This is a genomic window from Mesorhizobium sp. M2C.T.Ca.TU.002.02.1.1 (assembly GCF_003997225.1).
On record NZ_RZTO01000258.1, the window covers coordinates 1 to 7,379 of the forward strand.

Annotated in this window: 7 protein-coding genes; all 7 read right to left on the reverse strand. The window is 64.0% G+C overall.

Annotation, left to right across the window (positions count from 1 at the left end):
• Positions 1–16: 16 nt before the first annotated feature.
• Positions 17–700 carry an HAD family hydrolase gene (locus tag EOD07_RS15640; protein ID WP_127236113.1) on the reverse strand — a complete coding sequence of 228 codons (684 nt, stop codon included), beginning with the start codon at positions 698–700 and terminating at the stop codon, positions 17–19.
• A 22-nt stretch (positions 701–722) separates the two neighbouring features.
• Positions 723–2,201 carry a mannitol dehydrogenase family protein gene (locus EOD07_RS15645; RefSeq protein ID WP_127236114.1) on the reverse strand — a complete coding sequence of 493 codons (1,479 nt, stop codon included), beginning with the start codon at positions 2,199–2,201 and terminating at the stop codon, positions 723–725.
• 164 nt (positions 2,202–2,365) lie between these two features.
• Complete coding sequence (locus EOD07_RS15650) at positions 2,366–3,136, reverse strand: L-iditol 2-dehydrogenase (RefSeq protein ID WP_127236115.1); 771 nt, start codon at positions 3,134–3,136, stop codon at positions 2,366–2,368.
• A 10-nt stretch (positions 3,137–3,146) separates the two neighbouring features.
• On the reverse strand, positions 3,147–4,151 hold the full coding sequence (locus tag EOD07_RS15655) for an ABC transporter ATP-binding protein (RefSeq protein ID WP_127236116.1): 1,005 nt from the start codon (positions 4,149–4,151) through the stop codon (positions 3,147–3,149).
• Positions 4,152–4,197: 46 nt separating this feature from the next.
• On the reverse strand, positions 4,198–5,022 hold the full coding sequence (locus tag EOD07_RS15660; protein ID WP_040987001.1) for a carbohydrate ABC transporter permease: 825 nt from the start codon (positions 5,020–5,022) through the stop codon (positions 4,198–4,200).
• 11 nt (positions 5,023–5,033) lie between these two features.
• Entirely contained in the window at positions 5,034–5,906 is an 873-nt protein-coding gene (locus EOD07_RS15665) for a sugar ABC transporter permease (RefSeq protein ID WP_127236117.1), read from the reverse strand.
• 144 nt (positions 5,907–6,050) lie between these two features.
• On the reverse strand, positions 6,051–7,361 hold the full coding sequence (locus EOD07_RS15670) for a sugar ABC transporter substrate-binding protein (protein WP_040986998.1): 1,311 nt from the start codon (positions 7,359–7,361) through the stop codon (positions 6,051–6,053).
• Positions 7,362–7,379: the final 18 nt, after the last annotated feature.

A 7,379-nucleotide genomic window follows, 5' to 3' on the forward strand; every position in this document is an offset into this window, starting at 1 on the left:
CAAACGAAACTCTTCCTCAAGATGCTTTTTCTCTCGCTCCCAGGCCTGCAATCAGATCGGGCAATTGCAGCATGTCAGCGAATATAAAGTCAGGCTCCGTCGACGCAAGCCGCGCCTTGAGCGTGGGGTTGGAGGCATGCGAGCCTCCGGTGAAGGCAAAGACGCGCATGCTTGCGGCGCGGGCGGCGGCCACGCCGGCGGGGCTGTCCTCGATCACCAGGCAGTTGCGCGGATGCGCCCGCATCGAGGCGGCGGCATGGAGGAAAAGATCGGGCGCCGGCTTGCCGCGTTTGACCATGGTGGCGCTGAAGAGATGCGGCTCCAGCAGGGGGAGCAGGCCGGTAACGTCGAGCGCGTAGCGGATGCGCTCCAGCGTGCCGGACGAGGCGACGCAGCACGGCCGGCCGAGCTTCGGCAGCACCTCCTTGACGCCGGGGATCGGCTTCAATTCCTCGCGGAATTTGCGCATCAGGTCGACGCGCATGGCGGTCAGATGCCGGTCGCTGATCTCCAGCCCGAACTCATGGCCGAGGATCTCGCGCACGCTCTTCATGCTCTTGCCGAGGAAATGCTCGTAGGCGGCGTCCTCGCTCACCGCGCCGCCGGCGAGCTCGATCATGCCGAGCAGCGCCGAGACCGAAAGCGCCTCGCTGTCGACCAGGACGCCGTCACAGTCGAAGATGACGAGCTCAGGCGTCATGGCGGATGCTTCCAGTCGAACGTCAAAGCTTTCCGGCGAGGTAACGCGTCAGGGTTTCGCGCGCGCCGTGCGCCCACAGCGCCTTCAAGGCGTGGGCGAAGGCCTCGGCGAAGACGGGCGAGCGGCCGACATCGCCATAGATGTCCTCCATCGCCAGCCAGGCCTTGGGATCGTCCTTGGCCGCCCTGGCGGTCGCCTGCATGCGGTCCCAGCTCGGGTCGTTCGGCTCGATGACGGCGCCGCTGTCGGTGGTGCCGAAGCAGTAGCGGCACCACAAGGCCGATTCCAGCGCGAGACCGGCAACGCCCTTGCCCGCCTTCAGCCGGTCGGCGATCGTCGGGATGATGAATTTCGGCTGGCGGTTGGAGCCGTCGAGGCAAAGCCGGCGGATGGTGTCGCCGATCTTGGGATTGGAGAAGCGGCGCTCGATAAGCTGATAATAGTCCTCCAGATCGGTGTTGGGCACCGGCGGCACGGTCGGGATGATCTCGTCATGCTCGAGCTTCGACAGGAAGGCGCGCACCAGCGGCTCCTGCATGCCTTCATGGACGAAATGGATGTCCATCAGCCCGGCCGGATAGGCGATGGTGGCGTGGCCGCCATTGAGGATGCGGATCTTCATCAGCTCATAGGGCGAGACGTCCTTGACGAACTGCACGCCGACCTTCTCCAGCGCCGGACGGCCGGCGGTGAAATGGTCCTCCAGCACCCATTGCCTGAACGGCTCGCAGAACACCGGCCAATTGTCCTCCAGGCCGAAATCATCGGCGAGGATCTTGCGCTCGCGGTCGCTGGTGGCCGGCGTGATGCGGTCGACCATGCCGTTCGGGAAGGCGACCTTGTCCTCCACCCATTTGGCGAGGTCCTCGTCGATCAGCCGCGCAAGGCCGATGACGCCGTCGGAGGTGACGTGGCCGTTATGGGGGATGTTGTCGCAGGACATGACGGTGAACGGCACGATGCCGTCGGCGCGCCGGCGCAGCAGGCCCGCGAGGATGATGCCGAAAACGGTCTTCGGCACGGCGCCCGGTTGCGCGTCGGCAACGATGTCGGGATGGGCCGGGTTGAACTTGCCGGAAGCCGGGTCGATGAAATAGCCGCCCTCGGTGATGGTCAGCGAGACGATCTTGATGGCCGGATCGGCAAGCCGTTCGATGATCGCGGCCGCGTCGCCGGGCGTCAGGAAATCGATCATGGCGCCGGTGACGCGGGCGCTCATATGGCCCTGGTCCTGCTCGACGACGGTGGTCAGCCAATCCTGCTCCTCGAGCTTGGAACGGCCGATCTTCTCGCCTTCGAACACGCCGGCGCCGATCAGCGCCCAGTCATGGCCCTCGCCGGTGCCGAACAGATCGTCGAGATAGACCGCTTGATGCGAGCGGTGGAAGTTGCCGACGCCGAAATGGACGATGCCGGCCTTCAGGGCGGAGCGATCATATTTCGGACCGGCGACCTTGGCCGGCAACCTGGCGAGGTTCGAGGAAGAGAGTTTCACGGTCATCTCATTTTACCCTTTGGCCGATCTGCAGCCCAACTGTTTCCGCCTCCTTCGGGAGGGCGAGGGTGAGGGGCAGCATCTGGTGTTCCGGTATGCTGCCCCTCACCTGCCCCGCGGCGTCTTCTCCGGAGGAAAGAAGAGAAGCGCCTCCCCCTCAACTTGTCCCCTCAACTCATCCATTGGCCGCCGTCGACATTGTAGGTCTGGGCGACAATGTATTCGGCCTCGTCGCTGGCGAGGAACACGGCCATGCCGGCGAGATCCTCGGGCTTGCCCATGCGGCCGTAGGGCACGCCTTCGCCGACCAGCCGCTTCTTCTCGCCCTTGGGCCGGTTCTCGTATTTGGCGAAGAGCGCGTCGACCTGATCCCACATGTCGCTGTCGACCACGCCTGGCGCGATGCCGTTGACGTTGATGCGGTGCTTGATCAGGTCGAGCCCGGCCGATTGCGTGAGCGAGATGACGGCGGCTTTGGTGGCGCAATAGACGGCGACCAGCGGCTCGCCGCGCCGGCCGGCCTGACTCGCCATGTTGATGATCCTGCCGCCCTTGCCACGCGCGATCATCGAGCGGGCAGCCGCCTGCAGCATGAAGAGCGTGCCGGCGACATTGACGGCGAACAGTTTTTCATAGCTCGCCCTGGTTATCTCGACAATCGGCGCGAGGTCGAAGATCGCCGCGTTGTTGACCAGCACGTCGAGCCCACCGGTCTTCGCCTCGACCGCCTTCACCGCGGCCTCGATCGAGGACTGATCGGTGACGTCGAGCCGGATCGCGTAAGCGGCGGAGCCGATCGCTTTCGCCGTCGCTTGCGCCGCGTCGAGGTCGATATCGGCAATCGCCACCGTCGCGCCTTCGCGCGCATAGGCTTCGGCGAAGGCCCTGCCGATGCCGCGCGCCGATCCGGTGATCAGCGCCGATTTGCCTTTCAGCCTCACTGTCCCGTCCTCACTGGGTCAGCGCCTTGCCGTCGGCGCCGAAGCGGTGCAGCTTGGTCTTGTCGGGGGTCAGGTAGACGGTATCGCCATGCTTGACCGCGACCTCGCCGTCGGCGCGCACATTGATCGTGCCGATGCCGTCCGCCTGGACGTGCAGGAAGGTGTCGGAACCGAGATGCTCGGCAACGCCCACCGTCGCCTTCCAGTCGCCGGACGAGGTCGAGATGTTCAAATGCTCGGGCCGGATGCCGATGGTCTTGGCGCCGTATTTCTCCGCCGGCGCGCCTTCGATCATGTTCATCTTGGGCGAGCCGATGAAGCCGGCGACGAAGAGGTTCTTCGGCGTCTTGTAGAGCTCCATCGGCGAACCGACCTGCTCGATGTTGCCGGCGTTGAGCACGACGATCTTGTCGGCCATGGTCATGGCTTCGACCTGGTCGTGGGTGACGTAGATCATCGTCGTCTTCAACTGCTGGTGCAGCTCGCTGATCTCCAGGCGCATGGTGCCGCGCAGCGCCGCATCCAGGTTGGACAGCGGCTCGTCGAACAGGAAGGCCGAAGGCTGGCGCACGATGGCGCGGCCGATGGCGACGCGCTGGCGCTGGCCGCCGGAGAGCTGGCCGGGGCGGCGCTCGAGGTAGTTGGTGAGGTTCAGCACCCTGGCCGCGTCCTTCACCTTCTTGTCGATGGTCGCCTGGTCCTCGCCGGCCATCTTCAGCGGGAAGGCGATGTTCTTGGCGACCGTCATGTGCGGATAGAGCGCATAGGACTGGAACACCATGGCGAGCTTGCGCTTGGCCGGGGCCTCGCGGGTGACGTCGCGGCCGTCGATCGAGATGGTCCCGCCGCTTGTGTCCTCAAGCCCGGCGATAAGCCTGAGCAGCGTGGACTTGCCGCAACCCGATGGGCCGACGAACACCACGAACTCGCCGTCCTCGATGTTGAGGTCGATGTTCGGAATGATCGTCGTCGACCCGAAGGACTTGGAGACGTTCTTAAGCGTGATGTTTCCCATGGTTTCCTCCCGGGGATATCTATCGTCGTCCGCCGCTTGGGCGCTCTTACTTCACGGCGCCAAAGGTCAGGCCGCGCACCAGCTGCTTCTGGCTGAACCAGCCCATGATCAGGATCGGCGCGATCGCCAGCGTCGAGGCCGCCGAGAGCTTGGCCCAGAACAGGCCTTGCGGACTGGAGAAGGAGCTGATGAAGGCGGTCAGCGGCGCGGCGTTGGTGGTGGTGAGCCGGATGGTCCAGAACGCCTCGTTCCAGGCCAGGATGATGTTCAAGAGCATGGTCGAGGCAATGCCGGGAACGGCCATCGGCGTCAGCACATAGATGATCTCGTTCCACAGCGAGGCGCCGTCCATGCGCGCCGCTTCCAGGATCTCGCCCGGGATCTCGCGGAAATAGGTGTAGAGCATCCACACCACGATCGGCAGGTTGATCAGCATCAGCATCACGGTGAGGCCGATGCGGCTGTCGAGAAGCCCTGAGTCGCGGAAGATCAGGTAGATCGGGAACAGCACCGCGACGGCCGGCATCATCTTGGTGGACAGCATCCACATCAGGATGTCCTTGGTGCGCTTGGTCGGCGAGAACGCCATCGACCAGGCCGCCGGGATGGCGACGATGAGCGCGAGGATGGTCGAGCCGACCGACAGCAGCACCGAATTGAAGAAGAACTTGAAGTAGCCGCTCTGCTGCTGGACCTCCGAATAGCTCTCGAAGGTCCCGGAGGGGATCAGGTTGAAGCCCTGGATCGCCTCCTGCTCCGACTTGAACGAGGTGATGATCGTATAGAGGATCGGAAAGAAGATCAGCAGGGCGACGATCCAGGCCGCGGCCGTGGCGATGGTCTTATGCTGGGTGGTGACTGCGCGGGCCATCTTGTCCTCCCTTACTTGTCCAGATTCTTGCCGACGGCGCGCATGGCGAAGAAGGCAACGATGTTGGCGAGAATGACGGCGATGACGCCACCGGCGGACGCCTGGCCGATTTTGAACTCCAGGAGCGCCTTCTGGTAGACGAGGAAGGGCAGGTTGGTGGAGGCGTAGCCCGGGCCGCCATTGGTGGTGACCAGGATTTCGGCATAGATCGACAGCAGGAAGATAGTCTGGATCAGGATGACGACGGTGATGGCGCGCGACATGTGCGGCAGCGTCAGATACCAGAAGCGGCTGAGGAAGCCGGCGCCGTCCATCTCGGCCGCCTCCTTCTGCTCGCCGTCGAGGGATTGCAGCGAAGTGAGCAGGATCAGCGTGGCGAAGGGCAGCCACTGCCAGGCGACGATGAGGATGATGGCGGTGAGCGGATGCTGGCCGAACCAGTCGATCGGCTGGGCGCCGAAGAAGCGCGCGATGTCGGCGAAGACACCGTATTGCGGATGCATGATCATGTTCTTCCAGACAAGGGCCGCGACTGGCGGCATGACGAAGAACGGCGAGATGACCAGGATGCGCACGACGCCCTGACCCCAGATCGGCTGGTCGAGCAGCATCGCCAGAAGGATGCCGCCGACCACCGTGATGACCAGCACGCTGACGACTATGATCAGCGTGTTGAGGATCGAATAGAGGAAGGCCGGGTTGGAATAGAACAGCGCGTAGTTAGAGAAGCCGACGAAGCCGTCACGGATCGGGTTCAGCGGATTGTATTGCTGGAACGAGAACCAGAGCGTGAACAGCAGCGGCACGATCATCCAAACGAACAGCAGGATCACCGATGGCGCCATCATGAAACGGGCAAGCGAACGGGTTTGCTGAGTAGCCATAACGGTCACCCTCCCAAAGTCAGCCGGATTTTCAGAGTTGCGCCCAGAATCTTCCCGGTCTTGAAGGGTGGCCGCCCGAACTGGGTTTCGGGCGGCCCCTTGCCGGCCATGATAGGCGACCGGCGTTCGGCACCGGGAGGAGCCTTACTTGATGTAGCCGCCTTCGGTCATCGCCGCGGTGGCCGCGTCCTGGGCCTGCTTGAGGGCGTCGTCGACGCTCGACTGGCCGGCGAGAGCCGCCGAGAAGAGCTGGCCGACGGTGGTGCCGAGGCCCTGGAATTCAGGAATGGCGACGAACTGCACGCCGACATAGGGCACCGGCTTGACGGTCGGATGCGTCGGATCGGCGGCGTTGATGGAGTCCAGCGTCATCTTCGCGAAAGGCGCCGCCTTCTGGTACTCCGGATTGGCATAGAGCGAGGAGCGCGTGCCCGGAGGAACGTTAGCCCAGCCTTCCTTCGAGGCGACCAGCTCGGCATAGTGCTTCGAGGTTGCCCAGGAGACGAACTTCTCGGCGGCGTCGGCCTTCTGGGTGCCGGCGGGGATCGCCAGCGACCATGCCCACAGCCAGTTGCCGCGCTTGCCGAGGCCGTTGTCCGGCGCCAGCGCATAGCCGACCTTGTCGGCGACCTGCGAGGCCTTCGGATCGGAGACGAAGGACGCGGCGACGGTGGCGTCGATCCACATGCCGCACTTGCCCTGCTGGAAGAGCGCCAGGTTCTCGTTGAAGCCGTTGGAGGAAGCGCCTTCCGGACCGTCGGCCTTCATCAGGTCGACATAGAACTGCAGCGTGTTCTTCCACTCGGGCTGGTCGAATTGCGGCTTCCAGTTCTCGTCGAACCAGCGGGCGCCGAAGGAGTTCGACATGGCGGTGAGGAAGGCCATGTTCTCGCCCCAGCCGGCCTTGCCGCGCAGGCACACGCCGTTCACGCCGTTGGCGCGGTCGGTCATCTTGTCGGCAGCCTGCTTGATGAAGTCCCAGGTCGGCGCGTCGGGCATCTTCAGGCCCGCCTTCTCCATCAGGTCCTTGCGGTACATGACGAAGGAGCTTTCGCCGTAGAAGGGCGCGGCATAGAGCTTGCCGTCGACCGAAAGACCGCCGGCGATGGCCGGGATGATGTCCTTGACGTCGTAGTCGTCGCCAAGCTTGTCGAGGGGCAGGAGCCAGCTCTGCTTTGCCCAGATCGGAACCTCGTAGGTGCCGATGGTCATGACGTCGTACTGGCCGCCCTTGGTGGCGATGTCGGTGGTGACGCGCTCGCGCAGCACGTTCTCTTCAAGCGTGACCCAGTTGAGCTGGATGTCGGGGTTTGCCTTGGTGAAGTCGTCCGTCAGCTTCTGCATGCGGACCATGTCGCCATTGTTGACGGTGGCGATGGTGATGGATTCGGCATGCGCGGCGAAAGCGAGGGCGCTGGCCGACAACAGGCCCAGGGTGAGCGTGCGAAGTTTCATCAAATTCCTCCCTTAAAC